At 65.2% G+C, this 26117-nt stretch carries 20 protein-coding genes and 1 tRNA gene; 8 read left to right on the top strand and 13 right to left on the bottom strand.

The features are described 5' to 3' along the window. Nucleotides 1-120 precede the first annotated feature (120 nt). Entirely contained in the window at nt 121-807 is a 687-nt protein-coding gene (gene queC / locus AC1DE1_RS13360) for a 7-cyano-7-deazaguanine synthase QueC (RefSeq protein WP_477176267.1), read from the top strand. Between the two features lie 61 nt (nt 808-868). Further along, nucleotides 869-944 (top strand) — tRNA-Lys (locus AC1DE1_RS13355). A gap of 58 nt (nt 945-1002) precedes the next feature. On the opposite strand, the gene AC1DE1_RS13350 is transcribed toward AC1DE1_RS13355, so the two are convergent. Further along, entirely contained in the window at nt 1003-2445 is a 1443-nt protein-coding gene (locus AC1DE1_RS13350; RefSeq protein WP_441603128.1) for a sensor histidine kinase, read from the bottom strand. Between the two features lie 347 nt (nt 2446-2792). On the opposite strand from AC1DE1_RS13350, the gene AC1DE1_RS13345 reads away from it, so the two are divergent. Then, a complete protein-coding gene (locus tag AC1DE1_RS13345) occupies nt 2793-3314 on the top strand; it encodes a DUF3617 domain-containing protein (protein ID WP_441603127.1) in 522 nt (173 codons plus the stop codon). An 11-nt stretch (nt 3315-3325) separates the two neighbouring features. On the opposite strand, the gene phnD is transcribed toward AC1DE1_RS13345, so the two are convergent. After that, nucleotides 3326-4462 (bottom strand): phosphate/phosphite/phosphonate ABC transporter substrate-binding protein, encoded by a 1137-nt coding sequence (phnD, locus tag AC1DE1_RS13340; RefSeq protein WP_477176266.1) that lies wholly within the window; start codon nt 4460-4462, stop codon nt 3326-3328. A gap of 37 nt (nt 4463-4499) precedes the next feature. Next, nucleotides 4500-5180 (bottom strand): LuxR C-terminal-related transcriptional regulator, encoded by a 681-nt coding sequence (locus AC1DE1_RS13335; RefSeq protein WP_441603125.1) that lies wholly within the window; start codon nt 5178-5180, stop codon nt 4500-4502. A gap of 547 nt (nt 5181-5727) precedes the next feature. Between AC1DE1_RS13335 and AC1DE1_RS13330 the strand changes: the two genes are divergently transcribed. After that, the gene (locus AC1DE1_RS13330) at nt 5728-7491 is read left to right on the top strand and encodes a type VI secretion protein IcmF/TssM N-terminal domain-containing protein (protein WP_477176265.1); all 1764 of its coding nucleotides are present in this window, start codon (nt 5728-5730) and stop codon (nt 7489-7491) included. 5 nt (nt 7492-7496) lie between these two features. Here the strand turns inward: AC1DE1_RS13330 and AC1DE1_RS13325 are convergent, their stop codons facing one another. The 4 genes from AC1DE1_RS13325 to AC1DE1_RS13310 form a co-directional block, all read right to left on the bottom strand. Continuing rightward, complete coding sequence (locus AC1DE1_RS13325; protein WP_441603123.1) at nt 7497-9395, bottom strand: ATP-binding response regulator; 1899 nt, start codon at nt 9393-9395, stop codon at nt 7497-7499. Between the two features lie 111 nt (nt 9396-9506). Further along, nucleotides 9507-10244, bottom strand: coding sequence for a TVP38/TMEM64 family protein (locus AC1DE1_RS13320; protein ID WP_477176264.1), 738 nt, complete (start codon nt 10242-10244; stop codon nt 9507-9509). Then, the gene (locus AC1DE1_RS13315; RefSeq protein WP_477165508.1) at nt 10241-10798 is read right to left on the bottom strand and encodes a nucleoside deaminase; all 558 of its coding nucleotides are present in this window, start codon (nt 10796-10798) and stop codon (nt 10241-10243) included. The genes AC1DE1_RS13320 and AC1DE1_RS13315 overlap by 4 nt, the downstream gene beginning before the upstream one ends. Before the next feature lie 24 nt (nt 10799-10822). Further along, nucleotides 10823-12610 carry a glutamine--tRNA ligase/YqeY domain fusion protein gene (locus AC1DE1_RS13310; protein WP_477176263.1) on the bottom strand — a complete coding sequence of 596 codons (1788 nt, stop codon included), beginning with the start codon at nt 12608-12610 and terminating at the stop codon, nt 10823-10825. A 199-nt stretch (nt 12611-12809) separates the two neighbouring features. On the opposite strand from AC1DE1_RS13310, the gene AC1DE1_RS13305 reads away from it, so the two are divergent. After that, a complete protein-coding gene (locus tag AC1DE1_RS13305) occupies nt 12810-13088 on the top strand; it encodes a putative signal transducing protein (protein WP_441603119.1) in 279 nt (92 codons plus the stop codon). Between the two features lie 117 nt (nt 13089-13205). After that, the gene (locus AC1DE1_RS13300) at nt 13206-13739 is read left to right on the top strand and encodes an adenine phosphoribosyltransferase (protein WP_477176262.1); all 534 of its coding nucleotides are present in this window, start codon (nt 13206-13208) and stop codon (nt 13737-13739) included. 103 nt (nt 13740-13842) lie between these two features. Here the strand turns inward: AC1DE1_RS13300 and AC1DE1_RS13295 are convergent, their stop codons facing one another. Then, complete coding sequence (locus AC1DE1_RS13295) at nt 13843-14442, bottom strand: hypothetical protein (RefSeq protein ID WP_477178418.1); 600 nt, start codon at nt 14440-14442, stop codon at nt 13843-13845. Between the two features lie 6 nt (nt 14443-14448). Then, complete coding sequence (gene oxyR, locus AC1DE1_RS13290; RefSeq protein ID WP_441603116.1) at nt 14449-15393, bottom strand: DNA-binding transcriptional regulator OxyR; 945 nt, start codon at nt 15391-15393, stop codon at nt 14449-14451. A gap of 232 nt (nt 15394-15625) precedes the next feature. Here oxyR and AC1DE1_RS13285 point away from each other — a divergent pair, with 232 nt between their 5' ends. Both AC1DE1_RS13285 and AC1DE1_RS13280 read left to right on the top strand, forming a co-directional pair. After that, a complete protein-coding gene (locus tag AC1DE1_RS13285) occupies nt 15626-18310 on the top strand; it encodes a M1 family metallopeptidase (RefSeq protein ID WP_477179112.1) in 2685 nt (894 codons plus the stop codon). Nucleotides 18311-18487: 177 nt separating this feature from the next. Further along, entirely contained in the window at nt 18488-22621 is a 4134-nt protein-coding gene (locus tag AC1DE1_RS13280; protein ID WP_477179111.1) for a hypothetical protein, read from the top strand. A gap of 129 nt (nt 22622-22750) precedes the next feature. Here the strand turns inward: AC1DE1_RS13280 and AC1DE1_RS13275 are convergent, their stop codons facing one another. The 4 genes from AC1DE1_RS13275 to AC1DE1_RS13260 form a co-directional block, all read right to left on the bottom strand. Beyond that, nucleotides 22751-23767, bottom strand: coding sequence for an NADP-dependent oxidoreductase (locus AC1DE1_RS13275; protein WP_477179110.1), 1017 nt, complete (start codon nt 23765-23767; stop codon nt 22751-22753). 13 nt (nt 23768-23780) lie between these two features. Next, nucleotides 23781-24569 carry an SDR family oxidoreductase gene (locus AC1DE1_RS13270; RefSeq protein WP_477176257.1) on the bottom strand — a complete coding sequence of 263 codons (789 nt, stop codon included), beginning with the start codon at nt 24567-24569 and terminating at the stop codon, nt 23781-23783. Nucleotides 24570-24583: 14 nt separating this feature from the next. Then, entirely contained in the window at nt 24584-25354 is a 771-nt protein-coding gene (locus AC1DE1_RS13265; protein ID WP_477176256.1) for an SDR family oxidoreductase, read from the bottom strand. A gap of 73 nt (nt 25355-25427) precedes the next feature. Then, nucleotides 25428-26117, bottom strand: coding sequence for a histidine phosphatase family protein (locus AC1DE1_RS13260; RefSeq protein WP_477176255.1), 690 nt, complete (start codon nt 26115-26117; stop codon nt 25428-25430).

Genomic DNA, 26117 nt, shown 5'->3' with positions numbered 1-26117 from the left:
AACGTGCCCGATGCATGGCTCATCGAACGTCGCTCACTCGGCTCTCCGCGCTTCGGCCTGTGTTGCCGACGGTGCTAAATCGGCCGGATCACCGGCCTGACTCTTGAGTGGATTTCTCCCATGTCCCAAGCAACTCCCCGCAAGGCCGTCGTACTCGTCTCCGGCGGCATGGATTCGGCGGTCACCATCGCCATCGCCCGTGAACAGGGTTATCAGGTGCATGCCCTGAGCGTGGCCTATGGCCAGCGCCACAGTGCGGAACTGGCCGCCTCCGAGCGCGTATCCGGCCTGCTCGGCGCGGTCGAGCACAAGACGGTGCAGGTGGACCTGCGCACCATCGGTGGCTCGGCGCTCACCGCCGACATCGACGTGCCGCTGGATCAGACCGGCGAGCAGGGCATTCCGGTCACCTATGTGCCGGCGCGCAACACCATCATGCTGTCGATCGCCCTGGGCTGGGCCGAAGTGCTCGGTTCCACCGATATCTGGTGCGGGGTGAACGCGGTGGACTATTCGGGCTACCCCGATTGCCGTCCGGCCTTCATCGAGGCCTTCGAGCAGCTGGCCAACGTGGCCACCAAGGCCGGCGTGGAAGGCGCGGGCATCCGCATCCACGCGCCGCTGATGCGCATGAGCAAGGCCGATATCGCCCGCGAGGGCCAGCGCCTGGGCGTGGATTTCTCGGAGACGGTGAGCTGCTATCAGGCTGACGCGCAAGGGCGCGCCTGCGGGCATTGCGATGCCTGTGTGCTGCGTTCCCAGGGCTTCAAGACTGCCGGATTGCCGGACCCCACCCGTTACGTCTGAACGCTCTTGCTTGTGCCCAGGGCGCCCAGCCCATAAAATATCGGGCTGGCTTTTGACGCATGGGTCGTTAGCTCAGTCGGTAGAGCAGTAGACTTTTAATCTATTGGTCCCGAGTTCGAATCTCGGACGACCCACCAAAAGATCTCGGAGACCCGCGGCGACGCGGGTCTTTTTTTGTCTGAAACAGGGGCGAGTTCAGCTCGCCTGGCGCCAGGCCGGCGCGGCCGGCTTCTGCGCAGTGGCGCTGGAGTGGCGTTCCATCACGGGCATGCGCGGCAGGTCGAACCAGAAGGTGCTGCCGCGGCCGGGCTCCGAACGCAGGCCGATGCGCGTGCCCAGCAGTCGCGCCAGGCGTTCGGCAATCGCAAGGCCCAGGCCGTAGCCGCCGCGGCGTTCGCTTTCGCCGGCCTGCAATTGCACGAATTCCTCGAAGATGCGCTGCTGGTGGATCACGGCGATGCCCGGCCCGTTGTCGCGCACCTCGATGCGGATGGCCTGGCCGCGACGGCGTGCCGCGATCAGCACGCGGCCTTCCGGCGCGTTGGCGATGGCATTGCTGGCCAGCTGATAGAGCAGGCTGGCGGCCACGTCCGCATCGCCGTGCAGCTGATGGTGACTGCCGCGCCATGCAAGCGTGACGTGATGCTGCAGCGCTTCGTGATTGAGCGAGGTGCGATCGCGCATGAAGAGTTCGGCGGCGGTGAAGCCGATCGGTTTCACCGCGATCACGCCGGCGTCGAGGCGCGAGATTTCCAGCAAGGCATCGAGCAGGCGCGTCATCGAGGCGATGCTGTGGCGCATCTGCTGGAACGGCGACTGCGGCTCGTTGCCCCCGTTCTGGTCGAGGCCGGCGGCGAACAGTTCCAGCGCCTGCAGCGGCTGGCGGAAGTGATGGCTGACCAGCGCGATGAACTGCGATTTGCTGCGTGTGGCGGCCTGGCTCTGTCGCAATCGATCGAGTGCCTCGACCGCGTTGTCGTGCTGCATCGTGCTCCAGTCGCGGCGCTGCGCTTCCTGCAACTCGGACAGGCGCTGCAAGGTCTTGCGCAGTTCGAGAAACTCCGTGCTGACCGGCGTGTCGTCGATGTGCGGATGCCTGGCATTGACCAGTTCATGGACGGCGTAGCGGACCTGCGACAGCGGTTCGAGCACGCGGTGGCGTATCGACACGCGCGCCAGCCATGCCAGCACCAGGATGCCCGTGGCGCACAACGCACCGAGCAGCCACACCATGGCCTGCGCCTTGCGCAGGGGTTGGGTGTCCACATCCATGCTCACCCACGTCGAGATGTTGCCCTGCGGCTTCACCTCGCTGCGATAGGTAGCGCTGTCGGCGCTCGCTGCGCTGCCGCTGCTCCACAGGCGGCCGTCGGAGCCGTGCAATTCCACGCGCAACACCTGGTCGGTCTTTCCGTCGTGCAGGGTTCGATCGAGCGCCGCCTGCGGCGATACGCCTTCGGCGAGCGCCAGTTCACCGGCAAGCCGCGCCAGGCGCAGGCTTGCGGCAGCATCCACGCGCTCGGCCAGGCTGTGCGTCTGCTGCAGGCACAGCGCCAGGATCAATGCCAGGGCGGCAATCGTGCTGGGCAGGACCACATCAATGAACAGGCGGGGCAGCAGATGCGCTCGCGGCTCCATGCGTCAAACCTCCCGGTCGCAACGGCGCACCGGCGGCAGGCAGTCGTGCCGGCGTCGGGGCTTTGAGTACAGACAGTGGCAGGTTGACAGCATCACGCGGGATCCCGGCAGGGAACAAGTTGGTTCGATGGGCGCACCGCTTCACGCAAGCGCCCTGATTGGCACTCTAAAGAATCCAGTACGCCCCTTCGATACACAGTTCGATCTAGCGCGAGGCGCCATAGTGCTAACGGACTATGGGTCGAAAGTGTGACGTGGTGCACTGCAGAACGGTTCAGCATGACGGCGGCCGCAATTGGCGTTACCTTGCCACCCGCACGCCCACCCCGGGCGGATCGGAGAAGTCCATGTCTTCACGTTGTCGCTGGTTGATTGCGGTTTCCCTGCTGGGTCTCACCGGTGCTGTCCTGGCGCAGGACATTCCCTCCAATATCCCCAAGCGCAAGCCTGGCCTGTGGGAAATGCAGACCTCCGGCATGGGCGGGCAGGCGCAGACGACCAAAGCTTGCCTGGACGCCGATACCGATACCGCCATGTACAAGATGGGCACGCACATGAGCGGCCAGATGTGCAGCACGTTCAAGATCGATGTGCAGGGCAACAAGGTGATCACCGATGCCGTGTGCAAGATCAATTCGCCCAGCGGCGAGGTCAATATGACCAGCCACAGCGAGACCAACTATCAGGGTGATTCGGCGTATTCGACGCAGGGCCACATCAAGTACGACCCGGCGATCATGGGTCATGCCGAGATGACCATGACCAGCAGCGGCCATTGGATCGGCCAGTGCGCGGCGGGGCAGAAGCCGGGCGACATGATCATGCCCAATGGGCAGACCTTCAACATCAAGGATATGCCGGGGCACTGAGCCGGCGATGTCTACGGGGTGCTGGGCGCCATCAGCTGGTGCACCAGCGCCTCGTGTTCGGCATCGATCTTCTTGAGCCGCGTCTGCATGGCTGCGTCGCTCACCCATTGCGCGCTATAGGCGCGGCGCCGGTCGAGATTGAATTCGATGTCGGCAAACGGCACCAGGGTCTCGTTGCCGGCCGGTGAGAAGCCGCTGATGTCGTGGATCAGGTGCAGCTTGGCCAGTTCCGCCTGGGCGTTCTTGCCCTTGGCATAGGAAGTAAGCGCCGCGGCCACCCGCTGGCGCAGTTCCGCCGGCAGATCGGTGCGGATCACCACCACGGCATGGGGAATCAGGCTGGACGTCCATAACACGCGCAGGCGTGCGTACTGATCGGGAAAGCGCTCGGCAAAGCGCTCCATGTCGGCAGTGTTGTTGGAAGCGACGTCGGCTTCGTCGTTGGCCACCGCCAGTGCATTGTTCTGGTGGTTGTCCACCGTCACGCCGGCAAAGAAGGTGTCCGAGTCCAGCCGTCGGTTGGCAAAGACCTGGGTCTCGGGCACGAGATAACCGGACACCGACAACACTTCGCCGCGCGCATAACGCAGCTTGCCCGGCTGGCGGAACAGGTCGTCGAGGTTGCGGATGGGCGAATCCTTGGCCACCAGCAGCACCGAGTAATAGCCACGCGAACCGTTGCTGCGCGTGAGTTGGGCGATGACCTGCATGCGGTCGTGGATGACTGCATCGAGCGCCAGCCGGCCCGACACAAAGGCGAAGTCCACGCGCTCCTCGGCCATGGCCTGGCCCAGTCCCTCATAGGTGCTGACCGAGAGACTACGGATGGGCAGATGCAGCGTACGACTGAGGTCGTCCAGCATGGGACGCCAGGCCGCCAACGATTCGGACGGGCCGCCGATCGGCAGGATGCCGAAGGTCAGCGCATTGATGTGGCCGCTGTGCTGCGGCGCTTCGGCAGCGACAGCCGATGTACCGATGACGGCGAGCAGCAGGGTGGCCGCGCACAGCAGCCTCAGGAAACCGCGCCGCTTTGGCCTGATGCGTGGGGCGGCGATGGCGGCCTTCGGCAGCGCAGGCTGGCCGATGGGCCGCGAAAACTGTCCGTCTGTGCTGTTCTCGGCGAGTGCATCCGGAGCGAGGCGCATAGGCGGGCGGGCTACCGTCGGATCAGCGGCGTGGCGATCAGAGGCCGCTGATGCGGCGCGAGGCCACCACGGCCTCGACGCGGTTACGTACATTCAGCGCGCGGAAGATCGCCGCCAGATGGATCTTCACCGTGCCCTCGCTGATGCCCAGGTCGCGGGCAATCAGTTTGTTCGGCTTGCCCTGCGAGAGCAGGCGCAGCACATCGATCTGGCGTTCGGTGAGCAACTTGCGCAGCCGCTCTTCCAGTGAGTCGGCGCCGGGCGGCAGCTGCGACGCCGTGGCGGGCGGCGGTGTCGGCACCGTGCCGTCCACGCGCTCCTGCAACAGCAGCGGCGGCACGTAGACGCCGCCGGACAGCACCAGGCGCACCGCCGACAGCATCACGTCGGGCGAATAGGCCTTGGGAATGAAACCCTGCACACCCATGGCCAGCAGGCTCTTCATCAGCGCGCCGTCCTCCGAGCCGGACAGCACCATCACCGGCACGTGAGGCAGATGTTCGATCACTTCGGCCAGGTGCTCGCTGCCCTGGACGCCCGGCATGGCCAGGTCGATCAGCGCAAGCGACAGCGAAGGCGCCTCCGGCGAATGGATGGCCTCGCGTAGTTCAGCCATATCCATGGCCATCACAAAATCAGTGTCCGGCCCAAGCTCGGCCAGCTTGAGCTTGACACCCTCGACGATCAGCCGATGGTCGTCTGCGATCAATATGCGCATCTCATTCCCCATGGCGCTGTACGGTAATCCCATCACCGCACGTCCGCCTACGCAACATAGCCCCAGCCAGTTCGCGCGGCAACCACAAAGCGCGTACGAACGGCATAGCCTCAACGAGATATGGCCCCTCGCCGCGCCAATCGTGAAAATGCCGCCGCGATCGGGGGAATCGCTCATCGATACCGCCGCTGGGTGGAAGCGGAGCGTTCGGGTCGTGCAAGCCGTTGGCACGATCCACCGCATACCTAGAGACTTGGCACCAGATGAATGACACGCAACGCGCCACCGGCCTGCCCGAGCCACTGCGTGCTGTGCCCAGTCTTCCCCCGAAACCCGTTGGAACCTCCGGCATGCGGGATCTAATGCCCGCGACGGCCGGTTCGCCATGGATGGCCCTCTTCCCCGGAGACGCGCTCGTCTCCGGTTTTTCGGGCTGGGTCTCATGGCGGGCACTGCTTGGTCGGCACGACGAGGCGTATCGTCGTAGACTTCGGCGCTCATCCCCGTCCGACGCGGCAACGTGGTCCGGCGGGGGCAATGGAGCGACATGCAACAGGCTTTGACGGCTATAGGTGCCATGCGGCTGCTGGAATGTTTTGCGCCTCTGTTCGCATATGGCCTGCTGATCGACGAGCAGGCCACCAGTCAGAATCTCTCCGACGACGAATTGCCGTCCGTGCACGCTCGCGCAGTCGCCCTGGTGGAACAAAGCCGCGGCGCGGCGTTTGCGCGCGGCAAGCTGCTGGCCCAGGTCGAGCTGGCGGCGTTTGCCGTCTCGGCATGGTTTGACGAAGTAGTCACGCGTCACGGCGGCTGGCGCCAGGTGACCCCGCTGCAGCAGACACTGTTTCGTACCGGCGGGGCGGCCACCGAATTCTTCGACCAGCTCGGTCGCCTTGGCAGCAGCGACGATGAAGTCCGCGAAGTGTTCAGCATGGCGCTGTTGCTTGGCTTCGCCGGCCAGTATTACTACGAGCAGGGCGACAGCGGCGAACTGGGACGCATCAAGGCGCTCTACTGCCCGGCCAGCACCGGTGCGGCGAATCTGCTGCAGTCCTTGCAGCGCGAATCGGTGACGCCGCAACCCTATATGACACCCGGTTCCCCTGTACTGCGCCTGCCCGTGAGCTGGATGGGGCGCCGGCTCGCGCAGCTGGTGGCGGCGCTGGTGGTGGTGTTGGTATTCGTCGCTTTCGTGGCGCCGCTTTTCAGCCATGCCTTGTCCGAGCAGGCATGGTTCACCAGCAGCCTCATCGTGGCGGCCTTGGCGGTGGTGGGCTGGATCAGCGTGCTGGCCTGGCAATCCCTGGTGATGATGCGCGCCCATACCCGCGTGGCCGACAGTACAGAAGCAGGCTATGGCGTCGGCAGCATCTCGGCGGCAGTGAAGGACGCGGCCCGCCGCCTGCGTGGCGCCATCCTGCATCCGTTCCGCCGCCGCGGCCGCTGGCGGCAGCTGTCGCGGCACCCCTGGTTGCTGTTTGTGGGCGATAGTGCGGCGGATGTCCGTTCGTTGTTGCAGGCCGCCGCCGCTGCACCGCATGCGCGCGAGCTGGCGCGAGCCAATGACACGCGGCCATGGCATTGGTGGGTGTTTCGGGCGCTGGTGGCGATCGAGCCCGGTCCGCGGCTTTCGCATCCGCATGCCACCGTTGGCGATGGCGATGCGCCGTGGTCCAAGGCGCTGGCCCTGCTGGCCAAGGAGCGTCGCAAGCTTCCGCTGGATGGCATGGTGATCTGCATCGCCGCGCAGAGCCTGCGCGAGCCCGACGGCGCTGTCGCCGCACATGCCGATCGCCTGCATCGCCTCGCCGATGAAGCCACGCGTCGCCTGCAATTGCAGTTGCCGGTGTATGTGGTGGTGACGGGGCTGGAGGCCTTGCCGGGACATGCGGCGTTCCGCTCGGCGCTGCCCTTGTCGGTGTTTCGACGCGTATTGGGCTGGCGCCACACCGCGGTGCTCGAAGACGGCGTGCTCGATGCGCGCGTGGAATCCCATGCCGACGCCGTATCCGATCGCCTGCTCGCCATCGCCCAGGCCGTGCTGGCGAGCGAGCGCGATCCACGTCGACGCCGCGAGGCCTTTGCGTTCCTGCAGTCCCTATATGGCGTGCAGCGTGGATTGCGCAGTTTCCTCGAACGGCTTCAGGCGAACGAAGTCCATGGCGAGCGCCGTCTGCACTGGCAAGGTCTGTACGTGACGGGCGGCTCGCGCAGCGATGCGCCCAACGGCGATTTCGTCGACGACTTGTTCAATCGCTTCCTGCCTGCCGACCGCGTGCTGGCGCGCCGCGTCGCTCCCAAAGGCTGAGCGCTTCAGGCGGTGGTGGCGCGCGAGGCGCTCCACGCGACCATCAGTGCTTCGCGCAGTTGTTCCGGCGACACCGGCTTGTAGAGCACGGGAATGCGCGCGGCCATGATTTCGCGCAGACGATCACTGCGCGTTTCGCCGGTGATGAGCAGGCGCGCGAAGGGCGGATTGCCGTCGATCTGGTAATGCGCATCCAGCGCGGCCAACACGTCCAGGCCGCTTTCGCCGTCGCGCAGGCGCAGGTCGGAAATCACGATATCCGGCGGCACGTTCCAATCTTCCGCCGCCTGCAACGCCTGCACGCGGTCCTCGGCCACCGCCACTTCGCAACCCCAGCTGGACAACAGGTAGCGGATGCCAGAGAGGATGGCGGGCTCGTCGTCGATCACCAGCACGCGCATGCCCGATACATCGGGCGAGGCCTCTTCGACGCTCGCGGCGATGTGCTGCGCGGGCACTTCGGGCAGGTGGAAGCTGAAGACGCTGCCACGCCCGGGCTTGGATTTGAGCTCCACCTGCGTGTCGAGCAATTCGGCCAGGCGTTGCACGGTGGCAAGTCCCAGGCCGAGGCCGCGCCGGCGACCCACATCGTGTTCGTTGCTGTGGCATTCGACCCGGTAGAACTCGTCGAACACGCGCACCTGATGCTCAGGTGCGATGCCGCTGCCGGTATCCCACACGTCCACGCGCGCTGTGCCGTCGGCACGCTGGCGCGCCACCACCAGCACACCGCCGCGGCTGGTGTAGCGAAGTGCGTTGCTCACCAGGTTGTTGAGGATGCGCGAAAGCATGGTGCGGTCACTGCGCACCCACAGATCGGTGGTGCGCATGATCAGCCGCAGGCCATGCTGCTCGGCGATCATGCGGAAATTGCGGCTGACTTCCTGGAACACCTGGTCGAGCGGGAACTCGGCAATCTCGATCTGCATGGCGCCCGTTTCCAGGCGCGACAGGTCGAGCAATTCGCTGAACAGATGATCGAGTGCTTCCACGCATTCCTGGATATGCGCGATGCGGTCCAGGCGCACCGGGTCGCGTTCGTCTTCGGCAAGCGACGATGAAAACAGGGTCAGCGCGTAGAGCGGCTGGCGCAAATCGTGCGATGCCGCCGCGAGGAAGCGCGCCTTCGCCACGCTGGCCGCTTCGAGTGCGGCGTTCTTGCGCGCCAGTTCCACCGTGGCGTGTTCGATCTCGCGTTCCATGCCGCGCTGCACGTCGAACAACGCCATGGCGGCGCTGTTGAAACCGCGCTGCAGTTCGCCGATTTCGGTCTGGTCGGTGACTTCCACTTCTACATGCCGGTCGCCACGACCCAGTTGATGCACGGCATCGACCAGGCGGCGCAGCGGTGCGCTGATCCAGCGCGCGGCCTGCCACGCAATGATGGCGGCCACGAACAGGCTGATCACCAGCGCCACCAGCGCGTGGCGAAGACTGGCCTGTTGCATCGCAATCGCATCGCGCAGGCTCACGTCGACGACGACCGAGCCGAGCACGGGCTGCCCCGGGCGCTCGCTGTCGATCACGTCGCGCACCACGGTCAAGCCTTCGTTGTTGTCGGCGCCGCTGCGGCCGAGGCTGTCGGCCAGGATCTCGCCGTCGGCAGCGCGTATCTGCACGCGGGCGACGTGCGGCAGGTCGCTGATGGATTCGGCGATGCGCACCAGTTCGCGCCGCTGCATATCGCGCAAGGGTGCAGCGGTAACCGAAGCGGCCTGCGTCGCGATCGCATCGGCGGTGTTCTGCGCCATGCCGCGCAAGGTCATCACTTGCTGCGGCGCCAGCATGGCCACCAGCAAGGTGGCGGTGACCAAGGTCGGGATGAGTGTCACCAGGGCAAGCCGCTGCATCAGCGACGTGCGACGCCACCATTGCACTGTTCGCGAGTTGACCCCTGCACCCATCACGTCCCCTTGCACGCTGCATGCGTCAGGCTGAGCCAGCCTAGCGCGATTTCTCGAGTCAGGCAGCAGGCCGACTGGGGGCCTCCGAACGGGCTATGGCGCTTGTCGGTCTTACTCTGGAGGATGGCCCGCCCTGCTCGGCAGGGCGGTCTTGTGGCGTCGGCTGGTAAAGCGTTCCACCAGCAGCGGAACCAGGGCCAGCACCGCAATGGCGCTCAGCGGCATCCACACGCCGCGCTGCATCAGCAGCTCCGGGCCGAAATGGCCGTTGCTCTGCGCCAGAGCCGCGCCAAGGCCGGCACCTATGGATGTCTCGAAGATCAGCGAGACCGTACCGCCCAGCCAGCTGGCGCCCATGAACAGCCATAACGGACAGCGCAGCCAGGCCAGCGCCACCGTGATCAGGCCAAACGGCGCGATCGGCACAAAGCGCAAGAACATGGTGTAGGCCACGGGATGCCGCTCGAAACCATGGTGCAGCTTGTCCACCAGGGCGGGCGGATGCTTGCTCCCTGCACCAAAGGCATAGCGGCTGGCCAGGAACAGGATCAAGGTGCCCAGGGTGAGCCCGATGGACGAGTAGATGCTGCCTTCCACCGCGCCAAAGGCGAAACCGCCGGCGATGATGATGATGACCGTGCCCGGAATGCCGGTGGACATGGCCAGGGTAAGCAGGCCGATAAAGGTGAAGCGGCTAAGCCACGGCGCCGTCCCGATCTCCTGGCGCAGCTGGTCCTGGTGCTGGATCAGCTGCTCCGGATGCAGCCGGTCCATCAGGCCGGAGCTGAACAAGGCGATGCCGGCTAACACCAGCAGGATCAGCGGAAGAGCGGCGCGCAGGCGGCTCAATAGTGCTGTCCACTCTGACCGTAGGTCGCCAGCACGCTGCGCGCCTCGTCGCGAAGAATGTCGCGGCGCACGGCAATGCCACGCTTTTCGAGCTCACCGATCCAGTCGGCCGGCAGCGGGCCTTCGTCGAACTCGGTGAGTTCTTCGACGTCTTGCGCACGCGCCCCGATCAGCAGCTCATCCACGCCGGCCCACACGGTGGCGCCATAACACTGGCAGCACGGCTGCGCGCTGGTGGCGAGCGCGTAGCGACCGCCGTCGGCGTTGAGCCGGAACGCGGCAAGTCGCTGCTGTGCGCTCATGTACGCCATCATTTCGGCGTGCGCTACCGAACACGTCTGCGGCACCACGCGATTGACGCCCACCGAGACCACGCGTCCCTGGCCATCGAACACCGCGGCACCGAACGGGCCGCCATGGCTGCGCTCGATGTTCAAACGAGAGAGTTCGATGGCAAGAGCCACGCGTTCCTCGTCGGTGATGTAGCGCTTTTGCGTATCGACCACTTCGTCGATCCACGGCGGCAGGGTCAGGTGTATCTGTTGACGCAGCATGCAACGTTCCTTGTGACGCGGATATCAACCCGCCTGCTTAACCCATGCATCACGCAGCGTGACGGTACGGTTGAAAACAGGTTTCTCCGAGCTGTGGTCGATGCGATCGGCGACGAAATAGCCGAGGCGCTCGAACTGGAAACGCTGCTCCGGATCGACGTTCGCCGCGGCCGGTTCCAGCCACGCCGTGACCACGCGCTTGGCGTCCGGATTGATGTGCTCGATCCAGGTCTTGCCATCGGTTTCATCGTCCGGATCCGCCACATTGAACAAGCGGTCGTACACGCGCACTTCGGTGGCGACGCCGTGCCTGGCGCTCACCCAGTGGATGGTGCCCTTCACCTTGCGGTCGGCGCCTGGCATGCCCTGGCGCGACTCCAGGTCGAGCGAGCAGCGCAGTTCGGTGATGTTGCCGTTCGCATCCTTCACCAGCTCGTCGCATTTGACGATGCCCACGCCACGCAGGCGCACTTCGCCCTCGGGCTTGAGGCGATGGAAACCCTTCGGCGGCACTTCGGCAAAGTCGTCGCGCTCGATCCACAGCTCGCGCGAGAACGGCACGTGGCGCGTGCCGAAGCTCTCGTCCTTGGGATGGTTGGAGAAGGTGAGCTGTTCTTCGTGGCCTTCCGGCAGATTGGTGATCACCAGCTTGAGCGGGTCGAGCACGGCCATGCGGCGGGCTGCGGTCGCGTCGAGATCTTCGCGGATGCAGTTTTCCAGGATCGAGTAATCGATGATGCTGTTCTGCTTGCTCACGCCCAGGCGTTCGATCAACAGGCGCAGGCCGCCCGGCGTGAAGCCGCGGCGACGCAGGCCGCGCAGCGTGTTCATGCGCGGATCGTCCCAGCCATCGACCAGGTTCTCGTTCACCAGCTGGGCGAGCTTGCGCTTGCTGGTGATGGAGTAGGACAGGTTGAGGCGCGAGAATTCGATCTGTCGCGGCTTGGCCGGCTCGGTGCGGAAACCGCCTTCGCGCAGGTGCTGCCACAGCTCCGGATGGTTGACCAGGTCGACCTTGTCGACGAACCAGTCATACAGCGGGCGGTGGTCTTCGAATTCCAGCGTGCACAGCGAATGCGTGATGCCTTCCAGCGCATCGGACAGACAATGCGCATAGTCGTACATCGGATAGATCGGCCACGCGTCGCCGGTGTTCTGGTGCGTGACCTTGCGGATGCGGTAGATCGCCGGGTCGCGCATGTTCATGTTGCCGGACGTCATGTCGATCTTCGCGCGCAGCGTCTTGGCGCCGTCGGCGAATTCACCGGCGCGCATGCGCTGGAAAAGGTCGAGGTTTTCTTCCACGCTGCGCTCGCGGAACGGCGAGTTGCGGCCCGGCTCGGTGAGCGTGCCGCGATAGGCGCGCATATCTTCCGGGCTCAGGTCGTCCACATAGGCCACGCCGTCCTTGATCAGCTTGATGGCCGAGTCGTAGAACACCTCGAAGTAGTCCGAGGCGTGGCGCAGGTCGTGCCACTCGTAGCCCAGCCAGCGCACGTCGTCCTTGATGCCTTCGACGAACTCCGGGTCTTCCTTGCCGGGGTTGGTGTCGTCCAGGCGCAGGTTGCACCAGCCGGCAAATTCCTTGGCGATGCCGAAATTCAGGCAGATCGCCTTGGCATGGCCGATGTGCAGGTAGCCATTGGGCTCGGGCGGGAAGCGCGTGCGGATGGCGTGATGCTTACCAGTGGCCAGGTCCTCGCGGATGATCTGGCGAATGAAATCCCTTTGTAGATCGGCGCGTTGACCCTCGGCCTGCGGGGCTGCAGCGGCGGAGGCAGTGGGTTCAACGGCGGCGTTTTCGGTGGACATCGGGAATCGAAGCTCGGTCGCGGTGGCGGAAACGGTGAAGTTTACCTCGTCCGGTACGTGGGGGTGTTTCGGCGGTTTTTCAGCGGCTGGCCGGGGCAGGGAAGAGGCGTCGATCCTCGGTGAACCGCGGCCTTCGCACCGGCAACGCTCAAGCAGGCGGCGCTTGCCGGAATATCGCCGCAGGGGTAGCGTGGCTGCCATGCGTATCGCGTACCGAGCCGAAAGCCTGATCGACGCCCACCTGGTGAAGGACGCGCTGGAGCGCGCCGAGATCCCGGCGTTCGTCTCCGGCGAATACCTCACCGGGGCGGTGGGACAACTACCTGCCCTGGACTACGTAGCCGTGCTGGTTCCCGAAACCAGCCTGGCCGCCGCCGAACAAGTGGTGCGCGAGGTCGAACGGGATCTGCAGGAGGCCCGGCTGGCCCTGAACGACCCCGACGAAGACCCCGACGCGCCGCAGCCCGCCTTCTGCTGAACGGCGCGTCCCCCCTGCCGGCGCCGCCGGTATTCCGTTTGTCATGTCGCCCCGGCCCGTTTCGCGTGGCACGGTACCCTGCCGGGTTGCCGCCCGGCTGCTAAGGAGTCACACCCCATGGATGTCACGCTGCAACAGATCGCGTCATTGATTCGCGCCGTACCGGACTTTCCCAAGCCCGGCGTGATGTTTCGCGACATCACTCCGCTGCTGGCCGATGCCGGCGGCTTCGCCCGCTGCATCGATGCGCTGGCCGAACCCTGGCAGGGCAGTGCGGTACAGGCGGTATGCGGCATCGAATCGCGTGGCTTCATCTTCGGCGCGGCGCTGGCGCAGAAACTGCACGCGGGATTTGTGCCGCTGCGCAAGCCCAACAAGCTGCCGCCGCCGGTGGTGTCGGTGGATTACCAGCTCGAATATGGCGTGGATCGGCTGGAGGCGCGCAACGATGCCTTGCGTCCCGGTGAACGCGTGTTGCTGGTCGATGATGTGCTGGCGACAGGTGGCACCCTGGCCGCGGCGCGTGCGCTGGTGTTGAAGCTGGGCGCGCATCTGGTGGGCGCCAGCGTGGTGATCGAGCTTGCCAGCTTGCAGGGGCGCGAGCGGTGGCAGGATGGGAGTGCGCCGTTGGAGGCGTTGTTGCGGTATTGATGGTTGATCTGTCGTCGTGGAGAGCGTCGCGCACAGGGTGCGCTCCCACAGGGAAGGGTGTCGCACCTTGTGGGAGCGCACCCTGTGCGCGACGCTCTTCGCCTCACGGCGATACCGGCTCGATACTCTCCACGTAAACCAGCTCACACGCCCCATCACCGGTATCGTCGCGCGTCATCGACGTGCGCCAGCGCCAGCCATCGGCACGACTCGCGTCGACCAGAAAGCCCTGCAGGTGGATCACTTCTCCCGCACGCACATGGTCCAGCTCGCGGCGAGCGGTGTCGTCGGCGGGAATCATGTGCATATTGGCGCTGGATTGCTCGATCTCACGACGCGGTATCGGAAAATGATCGACGTGCCAGTGGTAAAAACGATTGCCCTGGCTGACCTGGATTTGCGACAACACGTCGCTGTCGGACATGCGCCCCCAGCCCAGCGCGAGATCCGTCGGCGCCAGTGCTGCGCCGGCATCGAACCGGTAGTCTTCGCGTGACAGTACCCGTGCGATGAGCTCGAAGCGTGCACGTGTCTGCAATCTGAAGTCACCGCGTTGCAAGGTGTTGCTCTCGCCGAGGTCGATCTGCGCGGGCACGTCGGTCGCCAGCATGCCGGGGGCGTGCGTGATGGCGCGATGGCGCCACCAGTTGAAGCCGCCGAGCAGTGCAATCAGCAGCAGGCCGACCAGGATGAAGCGTTGCATGCTGCGTCAGCGCCCTGACTTTACGGCGGGCTTGCCCTCGACAATGCCCGGCTCGAGCAGACCTTCCGGCAGATCGCCGATCACTTCGGCGAAGCGCTTGAGGAAAGTCCCCAGCGACGAACTCTTGCGCCATACCAGCGCAATGCGGCGACTCGGCGCACGGCCGGCGAATTCCAGCAGACGTACGTTGTCGGTGCGCGCCACCGGCGGCTTGATGGCGAGCGTGGGGAGCAGGGTGATGCCCACATTCGCGGCGACCATCTGGCGCAGAGTCTCCAGACTGGTGGCGCGAAAACCGGAGCGTTCGCCCGCACCGGCGAGCTGGCATACCTCCAGGGCCTGATCGCGCATGCAATGACCGTCTTCGAGCAGCAGCAGGCTTTCGTCGGCCAGGTCGTCGAGCTTCAGGCGTTTGTGCTTGAGCCCCAGCGGATGGTCTTCCGGCACGGCGAGCACAAAGGGCTCCTCGAACAGGAACTGCGTGTGCAAGCTGTCTTCGTGCAGCGGCAGCGCGAGGATGCCCACATCGAGCGAGCCCTCGCGCAGCATGCGGATCACCTGCTCGGTTTTTTCTTCAACCAGCAGCAGCTCCAGACGCGGAAAATTCTTTCGCACCAGGGGCACCAGGTGCGGCAGCAGGTACGGTCCCAGCGTGGGGAAGATGCCCAGTCGCAGCGTGCCCGATTCCGGATCGCGCGTGCGTTGCGCAATCGCCTTGATCTCGTCGATCTCCGACAGCACGCCGCGCGCGCGGCGGGCGATCTCGCGACCGGTTTCGGTCAGCAACACCTTGCGCGGGGTGCGCTCGACCAGCGCCACGCCCAGTTCGTCCTCCAGCTTCTTGATCTGGGTGGACAGGGTGGGCTGGCTGACGAAGCTGGCTTCCGCCGCACGACCGAAATGGCGGTGTTCGGCGAGAGCAACGAGGTAGCTGAGGTCGCGCAGGTTCATGGGCGGAGCCGATGTTCTTGTGATAGGTGTCGCCTATGATTGTGGGGTTGATGATCGTCATAGGCAATGCCTGGGGCGCCATCAGTCTCGCCGGGCGCCAAGCGCCGAGGTCTGCGCCTGCCCGTGGTAGGACTTGGCTGAAGACAGCCCGATCATGCCTTTTGGCACTGTGTCGAAAATCACGGCAGCACCTAGGGTCGGCGTTTGCTTTACCCAAGGGGAGCTTTTGCGCATGCGCCGTTTTGTCCGTCCACTCGTTCTTACCGCCCTCGCCGCTTGCTGCGGCGCCGCCCTCGCCGCACCTGCCGCCGACGACCAGCCGCATGGCCGCCTGCCGGGCTGGGCCCAGCCGGAGTCCTACCAGCTCGACTTCAAGGTGGACCCGCGCCAGCAGGATTTTTCCGGCACCACCGTGATCAAGGTGAAGCTGACCCAGGCGTCCGATCACCTGTGGCTGCACGGCCGTGAGCTGAAGGTCAGCAAGGTCACCGTGACCGATGCGGCGGGCAAGGCGCACGCGGCGAAATACGTGGAAGCGGCGCCGAAGGAAGGCGTGGTGCGCATCGATTTCGGCGGCACGCTCAAGCCGCAGGAGCTGACGCTGGCGTTCAACTACACCGCGCCGCTCAACCAGCAGCTGCAGGGCCTGCACAAGGTCAGCCACGAAGGCCAGCCGTACGCGATGACGCAGATGGAGCCGATCAGCGCGCGCTTCGCGTTCCCTGGTTTCGACGAGCCCGGCTTCAAGACGCCGTTCGATGTCCGCCTGACCATTCCCAACGACGAAGTGGGCGTGGCCAACACCAAGCAGGTGAAGGAAGAAAAGGCCGGCGACGGCTGGAAGCGGCTGACCTTCTCCACCACCAAGCCGCTGCCGACCTATCTGGTCGCCTTCGGCGTGGGTCCGTGGGATGTGGTGAAGGGGCCGGATATTTCGTCCAACCAGTACCGCACTGCTGCGTTGGAACTTCGCGGCGTGGCTGCCAAGGGCGAAGGCCATCGCCTGCAGCATGTGCTCGGCGAAACGCCGACGATCATCCACACGCTGGAGGACTACTACGGCTTCGGCTATCCGTGGGACAAGCTCGACCTGCTGGCCGCGCCGGATTTCTCCGCGGGCGCGATGGAAAACGCGGGCCTGGTCACCTTCCGCGACTGGCTGCTGCTGATCGATCCGGATTCCCCGGCCAACTACGTGCGCGGCTCGTTCAATGTCACTGCGCATGAGCTGGCCCACCAGTGGACGGGCGATACCGTCACGCTCGCCTGGTGGGACGACCTGTGGCTCAACGAAGCCTTCGCCACCTGGATGCAGCAGAAGGTGACGCAGAAGGTGCATCCGGAATACCGCGCCGATCTCGACCGCGTGCGCGGCGCGCAGGGTGCGATGAACGGCGACAGCCTGGTCACCACGCGCAAGATCCGCCAGCCGATCACCGGCAATGGCGACATCGAAACCGCCTTCGACAGCATCACCTATCAGAAGGGTGCGGCGGTGCTGGGCATGTTCGAAGGCTACGTCGGCGAGGCGACGTTCCAGCAGGGCATGCGCGCCTATACCCAGGAGCACAGGTTCGGCAACGCCACGGCCGACGATCTGATCAACGCCATCGCCAAGGCGGCCGACAAGGGCGACAACTTCAAGCAGGCGTTCAAGAGCTTCCTTAACCAGCCGGGCGTGCCGTATGTGCAGACCGAGCTGACCCAGGAAGGCGGCAAGACCGTGCTCAAGCTCAGCCAGAGCCGTTACCTGCCCACCGGCAGCAAGGGTGACGACAAGCAGGTCTGGGGTGTGCCGATGTGCGTGCGCTACGGCACCGCCAGCGGCAGCAAGGTGAGCTGCGAACTGCTCGACCAGGCCACCGGCTCGATGGTGCTCGAGGGCGCCAGCAAGGGTACGTGGGTGCTGCCCAATGCCAACGGCAGCGGCTACTACCGTTTCGCGATGACCAAGGGCGACCTCGGCAATCTGGGCAAGCAGATCGGCAAGCTCGACGACGCCGAGCAGCTCGCCTATGCCGATGCCGTCTACGCCACCTTCAAGCACGGTGACATCGATGCGGGCGACGTGCTCGCCGCGCTCAAGCCCTTGACTTCGTCCAAGACCCGCGAAGTGGCCACCGCACCGCTGACCACCTTCAACTGGATCTATCGCAACCTGGCGCAGACCGATGCCGAGCGCGCCAAGCTCGCCGCCTGGGCCAAGGCCGCCTATCTGCCGCGCATGCAGCAGCTGGGCTACCAGCGCAAGGCCAACGAAGCCGATAGCGACTCGCTGCTGCGCAGCACGCTCGCCGACGAACTTGCACTGACGGTGAAGCTGCCGGAAGTGCGCGCCGAACTGCTCAAGCAGGGTGATGCGGCGCTCAAGCGCAAGGCCGATGGACGCCTGGACCTTGCGGCGGCCGACGCGGATCTGCTGGGCACGTCACTCGGCGTCGCCGTGCAGGAACGCGGCAAGCCTGCCGTCGATGCACTGATCGCCGAAGTACCGCAGACCAGCGATCCGGCCCTGCGCAACGCCATGCTTGATGGTCTGTCTGAAGCAAACGATCCGGCACTGACCATGCAGGTGCGCAACTTCGCCCTCGACAAGAAGGTAAAGGTCGGCGAGATGTCGATGCTGCTGCACGGCAGCCGCGACACCCGCACCGAACGCGATGCGTCGTGGCAGTGGACCACCACCAACTACGACAAGATCGTCGACCGCACCGGCAGCTTCTCGGGCGGTCGCCTGCCTGATCTCGTCGGTGGCGGCGGTTGCTCGCAGGACGAAGCCGATCGCTTGCAGGCGTTCTTCAAGGATCGCGCGAAGGACGTGAGCGGCGCCGATCGCGGCCTGGCCCAGGCCAGCGAATCCACCTTGCTGTGCAACGCGCTGGTGCGCAAGCAGGACGCCGCCGCGATCCTGCGCTGAGCTTCAGGGGCAAGCGAGTGTTACCCAATCGGGCGGCCGCAAGCCGCCCGGTTTTTTTGTGCGCGGCCTCGAACCCTTTTCCCCGACTGGCCCGTTAGACCTGGCGAGGGTGCTTTCCGCCACCTTCTGCCGGCACCTACACTGAGCCGGCCCACCCGGGTAGTCAGGGAGAGAGACATGCGTCGTCCGTGGGAATGGCTGTGCCCGCTTGTGTTGTTGATCGCGCCAGCCATGGCGCAGGACGTACCACCACCGTTGAAGGATTGGCAGGATTGGGTGTTGCATGAAGTGCCGGAGCATGCGTGCCCGGTGCTGAGCACTGCAAGCGGTACCACGGCAGACCGACAGTGTGCGTGGCCCGGGCGGCTTACCCTTGACGCCGGCAAGGCTGGAGCCCGCTTCAGTCTGGACGTCCATGTGGATGGGCGCAGTTGGGTGGCGCTGCCCGGTGACGAGCGCAACTGGCCACAGCAGGTGGGTGTCAACGGCAAGCCGATGGTCGTGCTGGACCACGACGAAAAGCCGGCCTTGCTGCTCGAGCCGGGCGACTACGCGCTACACGGCACGCTGCCCTGGGAAAACCGACCAGCGCGCCTGGAGGTGCCTGTTTCCATCGGTCTCGTCACGCTGACACTGGACGGCACTCCCGTGACGCGTGTCGAACGCAACGGCGCGCAGTTGACGCTGGGCGAGGCCGCTGAGGCCCAACGCGTGGCAGATGCCTTGTCCATGCGCGTGTTCCGGCGACTGCAAGATGGCATGCCGGCCGATCTGCAGACCGAGCTGCAACTCAACGTCACCGGCAGTTCGCGCGAACAACTGCTCGGGCCGGTCTTGCCCAAAGGGTTTGTCGCCACGTTTATCGAAGGCGGCTTGCCGGCACGACTGGAAAGTGACGGACGCCTTCGCGTGCAGCTGCGTCCTGGCCAGTGGGCAATCACCTTGGGCGCGCGCAGTACCGAAGTCCCAAAACAGATCAGTCTGAACCTGCCTGGCGCCCCTTGGCCCGCCCAGGAAATCTGGAGTTACGAAGACCACCTCTCGTTTCGCACCACACGCGTCGAAGGACAGCCTACCGACGCTGGCCAGGCCGATGTGCCGGACCTGTGGGTGGATCTGCCGGCATTCGCCCTCGATGCGAACCACGGCCTCAGCATCGAACAAGGCATGCGCGGTGGTGAGGGCGGGGAGGGCGATCAGATCACGCTGCATCGCCAGTTGTGGCTTGACTTCGATGGCAAGGGTTTTACTGCCGCCGATCGTCTGACTGGCTCATTGCGCCGCAGTCAGCGACTGGATGTCGCTGCGCCGTGGCAATTGCAAAACGCATCGCAGCCGGAGCGTCCGCTGCTGGTGACCGACGGCGGCAACGGTCGCAGCGGTGTCGAACTGCGCGACGCGCGGCTCAACCTAACGGCAGGGCTGCGACTGCCCGAACGTGGTAGCGCGCCAGCAGGCGGTTGGTTGCTGCCGTTGGAGAACATCGAGACCACCTTGCACCTCCCTTATGGTTATCGCCTGATCGGTGCGTCGGGCGCCGATCATTCGCCCGACTCCTGGGTGGCGCAATGGAGTCTGCTCGACCTGTTCGTGGTGGCGCTGATTGCGCTGCTCGCCGGACGCTTGCTGGGCTGGCCGTGGGCGCTCGTTGCGCTGGGTTTTCTCGCGCTCGCACAACACGAGGCCGGCGCGCCCCGCTGGACGCTGGCACTGGCATTTGCACTGGCGCTGCTGGTGCGTGCGTTACCCGAAGGCAGGTTGAGGTGGGCGTCACGCGTCGGCGCGATGGCGCTGTTGGTGATCGCTGTGCTGTGGACGCTGCCATTCGCGGCCGCGCAAATGGAATACGCGCTGCATCCGCAGCTGGAAGAAGGGCGTATTCAAAGCGGCGTCCAGTCGGAAGTGAGTCGTAGGCTCCAGGCACGGGTCGACATGGTGGAACAGGCGGGCTACATCGCTCAGCCCGCGCCTCCACCGCCACCGCCACCGCCACCGCCAGCGGATGCACCGGCGTCCGAAGAAGCCGCGCCTGCGATGATCGCGCCGTCCGCGGGCATCGTTGGCGGTCAGCCGCCGCCAATGATCCTGCAGAAGGTAAAGCCTCAGCGCTCACTGGAGTCGGTCACCGTCACCGGCTCGCTGATCAATGTCGGGCAGGAGTCGGACGCCCGCAGCATCATCCAGGCCGGTCGCGGCACGCCCGATTGGGATGTCGGCAACGACTATCGCCTCGCCTGGTCAGGTCCGGTCACGGTCGATCAAACCACGCATCTGGTCATTGCACCCGCATGGCTGGTTCGCCTGTTGCGCGTGGCGATGCTGGCCTTGCTGCTCATGCTGCTGGCCAGACTGGCCTCGCGCCTGTGGCCAACGCTGCAGGGACAGTGGCGCGGTGTGCGCATACGCGGTAGCGCGACGGCGTTGCTGGTGCTCGCCTTGGTGCCGCACGGCGCCCATGCGCAGGCCACGCCGAACGACGGCATGCTTGTGCAGTTGCGCAACCGTCTCACCGAGGCACCCAAGTGCGCGCCTGATTGCGCGGCTGTGGCGCAGGCCACGTTCCTGGCGAATGGCGATCAGCTGATCGTCGATATGGAAATGCACGCCGGTACCGACGTTGCCGTGCCGTTGCCTTTGGGCGGTCCTGTATTGATGTTGCAGACCGTGGCGGTCGATAACCGGGACGCTGCGTTGACGCGCGACGACGATGGCGTGCTGGTCAGGCTGGAGCGTGGCGTGCATCACGTATCGCTGCGGTACAGCGCATCATCGGCCGACGTCGCAACGCTGCATTTCCCGCTGCGCCCGCAGCACATCGTGTTCAACGGCAATGGCTGGAAACCCGATGGTGTGGCCGATGGTCGCCTGCTCGGCGATAGCCTCACGTTCAATCGAGTGCGCGTCATGGAAGACGGCAGCACACCCACTGCCATGACGCAGGCATTCCCGCCGTATGTCCGGCTCACGCGCACGCTGGTGCTGGGCAGCGAGTGGACGGTGCGCAACACGGTGCAACGCATCGCCCCCAACGAAGGCGGTTTCAGTCTGGACCTGCCGCTGCTGCCCGGCGAGCATCCCCTGGGTGACGACGCCCGTGTGCACGATGGCCGCATTGGCGTCACCTTCAATGCCAGCGAAAACAGCAAGAGCTGGACGAGCCGTCTGGATCGCGCCGACGTGCTCTCCTTGACGGCACCCGGACTGGGCGAACGCGCGGAGACTTGGGTATTGCAGTCCTCGCCCATGTGGCATCTGGACGCGAAGGGCGTACCGTCCAGCCAGGACGATCAGGGCCTGCGCTTCCAGCCGCTGCCGGGCGAGAGCCTGCATGTCACGGTGACGCAACCCAAGGCCATCGCCGGTGACAGCCTGGCCTTCGACCGGGTGGACGTGGAAAGCCGCGCAGGCGAGCGCAGCACGGAAACCCTGCTCACGCTCACGGCGCGCAGCACGCGCGGCGGCGAGCACGCCATCGGCTTGCCGAAGGGTGCCGAACTGCTGGAGGCCAGGCGTGATGCCATCGCTTTGAGTCTGGCGATACGCGACGACAAGCTCAGCCTGCCGCTGCTGCCGGGCACGCATGTCTACACGTTGCGCCTGCGTGAGCCGCAAGGTGTGGCGTTTGGTACGCGCACGCCGCTCTTCGAACTGAATGCACCGGCTGCGAATATCCAGTTGCGTCACACGCTCCCCGAAAGCCGCTGGGTGCTGTGGACCTGGGGGCCGCGCATGGGTCCGGCCGTGCTGTACTGGTCGCAGCTCATCGTGCTGCTGATGGCCGCATGGCTGCTGGCCCGCTACACGCCCACGCCGCTGCGTTTTCATCAGTGGCTGCTCTTGGGCCTGGGCTTTTCCGCATTCGCGTGGGGTGCGTACGCCGTGGTGGTCGTGTGGTTGATCCTGTTGGGGCTGCGCGCGCGTCACGTCCTGCCGGAGCGCTATCGTGCAAGCTTCAACCTCGCGCAGATCGCGCTGAGTATCGTCACGCTGGTGGCCATCGTCGTGCTGATCTCGGCTGTGCCCAAGGGTCTGCTCGGTCTGCCCGACATGCATGTGAGTGGCAACGAATCCACCGCGTGGCAGCTCAACTGGTTTGCCGATCAGACCGACAGCGTGTTGCCGCAGGGCGGGGTGCTGAGTGTGTCGCTGTGGGTCTACAAGATCGCCATGCTGTTGTGGGCGCTGTGGTTGGCCAATGCCTTGATCGGCTGGTTGCGCTGGGGGTTTGAGGCGTGGAGCAAGGGCGGGTACTGGCGGGCGCGCAAACCTAAGGTGGCAGAGCCGCCGCCGGTGCCGGAAGCAACCTCGTAATGAAGAAGCGCCCCGGTGCAAGCCGGGGCGCTTCGTTTTCGTGCAGGTGGCTGTCGGGCACAGGGTGCCTTCCCACAGGGGTGCCTCGCGACATTGTAGGAGCGCACCCAGTGCGCGACCCACGCAACCTCAGTTGTCGTCACTCACCTTCAAGACCAATTTGCCGGTATGGCTTCCGTCGAACAGCCGATTGAGCACCATGGGCGCGTTCTCCAACCCATCCGCCACGGTTTCGCCGGCCTTGATCTTGCCGCTGACCACCCAGCCCACCAGATCCCGCACCGCGCGCGCCTGATCCTTGTAATCGAACGCCAGGAAGCCGCGCACGGTTAGACGCTTGACGATGATCACGCTGTAATCGTCTTGCCCGCGTCCACCGCCTGCATAGTTGGCGATCAGTCCGCACAGCGCCACGCGCCCGCCGTTGACCATGCGCGACAACACGGCGCGCATCACCGGTCCACCGACGTTTTCGAAATCGACGTGCACGCCATCCGGGGTGGCGGCCGCGAGCTTCTGTTTGAAGTCATCGGCTTTGTAGTCGACCGCAGCATCGAAGCCGAGGTCGTCCACCAGGTGGCGGCATTTCTCCGCGCCACCGGCGATGCCGACCACGCGCGCGCCGCGCAGTTTGCCGATCTGTCCGGCGATGGAACCCACCGAACCCGCAGCGGCGGACACCACCAGCGTTTCACCGGCTTGCACGGGCGCGATTTCGTCCAGGCCGTAATAGGCGGTGATGCCGCTGAAGCCGCAGGCGCCGAGCAAGGTGGGCAGTGCCACCGGCGGCTTGGGTGGCAACTTCACCCAGTAGCCCATCTTGTTTTCATCGAGCAGGGCATAGTCCTGCCAACCCACCAGGCCTTGCACCAGATCGCCCACCGCATAGTTCGCGGATTTCGATGCCACCACACGGCCGATACCCAGGCCGCGCATCACCTCGCCAATAGCGACCGGCGGCATGTACTGCGGGACGTCGCTCATCCACACGCGGTTGGTGGGATCCATGGACAGATACAACACCTTCACCAGGGCCTGGCCATCCGTCAGTTCGGCGGTGGTGGTTTCGTGCAGGTCGAAATGATCGAGACTGACCAGGCCTTCGGGACGGGTCTTTAACAGCAGCTGGCGATTCTTGAAGCTCATGGTGGTCTCCTGGTCAGACGGCGCGGGCGCCGCCATCGACCATCAGTTCGGCGGCGGTGACAAAGCGGCTTTCGTCCGAGGCTAGATAAAGCACCGCATAGGCGACGTCATCGGGCTCGCCCAGGCGATTCATCGGGTTGACGCGCGACAGCCGGCGGGTGGCATCTGCCTCGCCCATGCTGGCGAAGATCGGCGCGACGATGCCGGTGCGGATGAAGGCGGGATGGATGGAATTGCAGCGCACATCGATCTTCTGATGCGCGCAATCGACCGCAACGGATTTGCTCAGTGCAGCCACCGCGGCCTTGGAGGTGTTGTATGCGGTAAAGCTCGGATCGGTCTTGAACGCGGCCAGCGATGAGATATTGATGATCGAGCCTGGCTGCGCGTCGCGCAGATACGGCATTGCGTGCTTGCAGCCGAGCATCACGCCTTCCAGGTTGATGCCCATCACGCGGCGCCATTCCTTCAGCTCGATGTTCTCCACGCCGCCCAGTGAACCGATGCCGGCGTTGTTGACCAGCACCGACACGCCGCCCATGGCTTGTGCAGCTTGCGCAAGCGTGTCCTTCCACGCGGCTTCGTCGCTGACATCGTGCGCACTGGACCAGGCAACCGTGGCGCCTGCGTCGCGATTGATGTCATCGGCGAGCGCCGCAGCGGCAGCGGCGTTCACGTCGGTGACGAAGACCTTGGCGCCATGCCGCGCCAGCATGTGTGAGATCGCGGTACCAAGGCCGCCGGCCGCACCGGTTACAAAGGCGCGCTTGCCCGCGACGCGTTGATTCTGTAGCTGGCTCATGAAGGTTCCTTGGGTCAGACGCAGAGATAGCCGCCATCGACATTGAGCACGCTGCCCGTCGTATAGGACGCGGCATCGGACGCGAGATACAGCACGGCCCCAGCCATTTCCGACGGCTGCGCCACGCGGCGCATCGGCACGTGGGCGAGTGCCTGCTTGAGGATGGCGGGTGTATTGACCAGCACCGACGCGAACTTGGTATCGGTCAGGCCAGGCAGCAAAGCATTGCAACGTACGCCTTGCTCCGCGCATTCCACGGCGAAGGCCTTGGTCATGGAAATCACCGCGGCCTTGGTGATCGAGTAGATGCCCTGCTGGAAGCCCGGCACCACGCCGTTCACCGAGGCCACGTTGATGATGGAACCGCCGCCGTTCTTCGCCATCAGGCGCGCACCGTGCGTAGACATGTAGAAATAGCCACGGATATTCACATCGACGGTTTTCTGAAACACCGAGGGATCGGTATCGATGATGTGGCCGAAGTACGGATTCGTCGCCGCGTTGTTGACCAGGATATGTAGTCGACCATGCGTCTTCTCGACGTGCGCATAGAGCGCCTCGATCTGTTCCATCTCGCCGATATGGCAGGCCACGGCTTCGGCCTTGCCGCCCAGGCCCACGATCTCGTCCACCACGCTCTGGCAGTCGGCCTGTTTTCGGCTGGAGACGATGACGTGCGCGCCATGGGCGGCGAGCAACTTGGCGATCTCGGCGCCGATGCCGCGGCTGGCGCCGGTGACGATGGCGATCTTGCCGCCGAGGTCGAAGGTGTTGGATGTGGTCATGGAGTGAGGGTTCCTGAGAGAGGTCCAGTCCGAGTCGTGCGATGTGCCTTATGGGCGCGTGGAGGCGGTCGTTTCATCGCAGGGTCACCAGCGATGCGTCACGCGTGCGCTCCAGGTGCGGCCATGTGTTGTACGTCGCCAGCTGAGCGCTGCGGGAGCCTAGTCGAAGGCGCGTCACCCCGGTGTTCACGAGCGACCAGCTGAGATCGAAGGTCTTGGCTTCCGGTGCCTGCAGCAGGGCGCCCGCGATCACGGCGATGGGGCCACCTGAGGTGAAGGCCCAGATCGTTTCGGCGGGCGACTGGGTAAGCTGCTCAAGCGCGTCCAGCACGTCGCGCCGAAAGTCCTGCCAGCTGCGACTGTAGTCGGCATCGTGCTCACCGCTGGTCCAGCGCCGGAGCGCTTCGACGAACAATTGTTGAAAGGCGCGATAGGGATCGGCTTGCTGCTTCATCGCCGCGCGCAGGGCACCGGCGCCGGCCAGCTCGGGTCGAAGACGCGCCAGCAATTCCAGGTGATCGACTTCGTCGAGGCCGGGCAGGGTAATCGGAGGCGTGCTGACACCGGCGGCGCGCAGGCAAGGCAGCGCGGTGTCGCGATGACGCGCACGCGGCCCCATCGCCACCCGATCCGGCATCGCGCCACATTCGGCCATCCATTCGCCCAGCAGCACCGACTGGCGTTCGCCCAGCGGTGACAACTGGTCGTAGTCCTCGGCATGAAAGCTTGCCTGTCCGTGCCGGATCAACAGCAGCTCGCGCAT

Source organism: Dyella sp. 05T440, assembly GCF_056395965.1.
This window is presented reverse-complemented; position numbering and strand designations above follow the sequence as displayed.